This is a genomic window from Pseudomonas sp., from assembly GCF_049590575.1.
Taxonomy (GTDB): domain Bacteria; phylum Pseudomonadota; class Gammaproteobacteria; order Pseudomonadales; family Pseudomonadaceae; genus Aquipseudomonas.
Genome location: NZ_JBAWDE010000145.1, coordinates 1 through 2,790, shown reverse-complemented (window position 1 = coordinate 2,790; position 2,790 = coordinate 1). Strand labels below are relative to the sequence as shown.

General features: G+C 63.5%; 3 protein-coding genes and 1 pseudogene. 2 read left to right on the top strand and 2 right to left on the bottom strand.

Translation table 11 applies throughout. The annotated features are described in order from the left end of the window. The first annotated feature begins 70 nt into the window (after positions 1-70). Entirely contained in the window at positions 71-1,030 is a 960-nt protein-coding gene (locus WBR57_RS11140) for an amino acid ABC transporter permease (protein ID WP_424083873.1), read from the top strand. Then, positions 1,023-1,757: an amino acid ABC transporter ATP-binding protein gene (locus WBR57_RS11135; protein ID WP_424083872.1), complete on the top strand. Its 735-nt coding sequence runs from the start codon at positions 1,023-1,025 to the stop codon at positions 1,755-1,757. The genes WBR57_RS11140 and WBR57_RS11135 overlap by 8 nt, the downstream gene beginning before the upstream one ends. 4 nt (positions 1,758-1,761) lie before the next feature. Here the strand turns inward: WBR57_RS11135 and WBR57_RS11130 are convergent, their stop codons facing one another. Beyond that, a complete protein-coding gene (locus WBR57_RS11130) occupies positions 1,762-2,625 on the bottom strand; it encodes a methyl-accepting chemotaxis protein (protein WP_424083874.1) in 864 nt (287 codons plus the stop codon). Next, positions 2,620-2,787 (bottom strand): annotated as a pseudogene (locus tag WBR57_RS11125) (HAMP domain-containing protein); the annotation flags it as partial. The pseudogene WBR57_RS11125 and the gene WBR57_RS11130, both read right to left, overlap by 6 nt. Between the last annotated feature and the right edge of the window lie 3 nt (positions 2,788-2,790).

The window sequence follows — 2,790 nt, the reverse complement described above, 5'->3', positions numbered from 1 at the left end:
TCGGTCAAGTGTGGGAGCGGGCTTGCTCGCGAAAGCGGCCTGACAGGCGACATCAATCCCGGAACCTGAAATGAAACAGAAAAAAGCCCAATGGCCCTGGCACCTGCTGACCGTGGTCGTGCTGGTCGGCCTGGCCGGCGCGTTGTATTACGCCACTTCGCTGATGTCCTACGAGTGGCGCTGGAACCGCGTGCCGCAATACTTCGCCTATCAGGCCGAAACGTCGCAACGTGCGGCCGACATCTCCACCGTGGTCGAGCTGGTGCGCAAAGGCGATATGGCCGAAGTCACCCTGCGCAATGACGCCGGCGCCCTGCAAAAGCTGACCGTGGCCGACAACAGCCTGCAAGTGGCGCGTGGTGACGACGTGGCTGAGGGCGACGTGGTCGGCGTGACCCGGCAATGGGCACTGGGGCCGTTGATGTGGGGCTTGTGGACCACGTTGTGGCTGTCGGTGGTGTCCGGCATCCTCGGCCTGGCGATTGGCTTGGCGACCGGCCTGTGCCGGCTGTCGAGCAACCCGACCCTGCGCGATCTGTCGACGATCTACGTCGAACTGGTGCGCGGCACACCGCTGTTGGTGCAGATCTTCATTTTCTATTTCTTTATCGGCACAGTGCTCAACCTGTCCCGGGAGTTTGCCGGGATCGCCGCGCTGTCGCTGTTCACCGGTGCCTATGTGGCGGAAATCGTGCGCGCCGGCGTGCAGTCGATTACCCGTGGCCAGAACGAAGCTGCGCGCTCCCTGGGCTTGAGTGCCAGCCAGTCGATGCGCCATGTGGTGCTGCCACAGGCCTTCAAGCGCGTGCTGCCGCCACTGGCGGGGCAATTTATCAGCTTGGTGAAGGATACTTCGCTGGTGTCGGTGATCGCGATCACCGAACTGCTCAAGAGCGGTCGCGAGGTGATCACCACCTCGTTCTCGCCGTTTGAAATTCTGTTCTGCGTTGCAGGCCTGTACCTGCTGATTAACCTGCCGCTGTCGAAAATCGCCAGCCGGCTTGAGCGGAGGCTCGCGCAAAGTGATTGAAGTCCGCGATCTGGTAAAAGTCTTCGATACCCGTGGCCAAGTGGTGCGCGCGGTGGACCACGTCACCACCCAGGTGGCCAAGGGTGAAGTGCTGGTAGTGATCGGCCCGTCCGGGTCGGGCAAGTCGACCTTCCTGCGTTGCCTCAATGGCCTGGAAGCCTTCGATTCGGGCTCGGTGAGCATCGACGGCCTGCAACTGGCCGACCCGAAAACCGACGTGAACGCCTACCGCCGTGAAGTCGGCATGGTGTTCCAGCACTTCAACCTGTTCCCGCACATGACCGTGCTGGAAAACCTGTGCCTGGCGCAGAAAGTCGTGCGCAAACGCGGCAAGCAGGAGCGCGAGGCCAAGTCCATGGCGCTGCTGGAAAAGGTCGGTATCGCGCAGAAAGCCAATGAGTTTCCGTCACGGCTGTCCGGCGGCCAGCAGCAGCGCGTGGCGATTGCCCGGGCGCTGGCGATGGAGCCCAAGGTGATGCTGTTTGACGAGCCCACCTCGGCGCTGGACCCGGAAATGGTCGGCGAGGTCCTCGACGTCATGAAGACCCTGGCCCTGGAAGGCATGACCATGGTCTGCGTGACCCACGAAATGGGCTTTGCCCGCGAAGTGGCCGACCGCGTGCTGTTTTTCGATCACGGCAAGTTGCTCGAAGACGCGGCCCCGGCCGAATTCTTCGATGCGCCGAAAGACCCGCGCGCCCAGGCATTCCTGCGTCAGGTGTTGTAACTGCCTACACCTTGAATTTGCCCACCCACACCTGCAAATCCGACCCCAACCGCGCCAGTTCGACACTGGCCGCGGCGGTCTCCTGGCTGGCGGCTGACGTCTGCTCCGACACGTCCTTGACCTTCATCACGCTGCGGTTGATCTCTTCGGCGACCGCCGTCTGCTCCTCGGCGGCGGCCGCGATTTGTGGGTTCATCTCCTGGATTACCGCCACGGTGCGGGTGATATTGGCCAGCGCGTCGCCCGCGCGGCGCGTCAGCTGCACGCTGTTGTCAGTGAGGTTACGGCTGTTGTCCATGATGTCGGCGACCTGTTGAGTACCGCGATGCAGGCCGCTGATCAGCTCTTCGATTTCCTCCGCCGATTGCTGGGTGCGTTGCGCCAGGCTGCGCACTTCATCGGCGACTACCGCAAAACCGCGCCCGGCTTCACCCGCACGCGCGGCCTCGATGGCGGCATTGAGTGCCAGCAAGTTGGTTTGCTGCGACACCGACTTGATCACCTCCAGCACGCTGCCGATCTTCTGGCTTTCGCGCTGCAGCCCGAGCATGGCTTGGCTTGAGCGCGCCATTTCATGGGCCAGGTGCTCGATCTGCGCCACCGCATCCGTCACCACCTGGTCGCCCAGTTCAGTCTGTTGATTGGCCTGGGTTGCGGCAGCCGATGCTTGCTCGGCGTGGCGCGCCACCTCTTGGGCGGTGGCGAGCATCTGGTTCATGGCCGTCGCCACCTGCTCGGTTTCATCGCGCTGATTATTCACCCCCGTGCGGGTTTGTTCGGTGACCGAGGACAGCTCCTCGGCGGCGCTGGCGATTTGCGTGGCGCTGTCGCCTATGCCGCCGATCAGGCCACGCAGGTTGACGGTCATTTGCCCGATGCTGCGTTGTAACTGGCCCAGTTCATCGCGGCGCGGTGTCTGGATGTCGTGGCTGAGGTCGCCCTCGGCGATCCGGTTGGCGGCGTGCAGGGCCTGGCGCAGCGGCATGACGATCTGGCCGGCGATCAGCCAGGCGGCCAGGGCGCCGAGCAACAG

Bases quoted from the DNA above. Each gene is read 5' to 3' on its own strand.
- WBR57_RS11140 (WP_424083873.1), top strand. From the start codon at position 71: ATGAAACAGAAAAAAGCCCAATGGCCCTGGCACCTGCTGACCGTGGTC.
- WBR57_RS11130 (WP_424083874.1), bottom strand. From the start codon at position 2,625: ATGACCGTCAACCTGCGTGGCCTGATCGGCGGCATAGGCGACAGCGCC.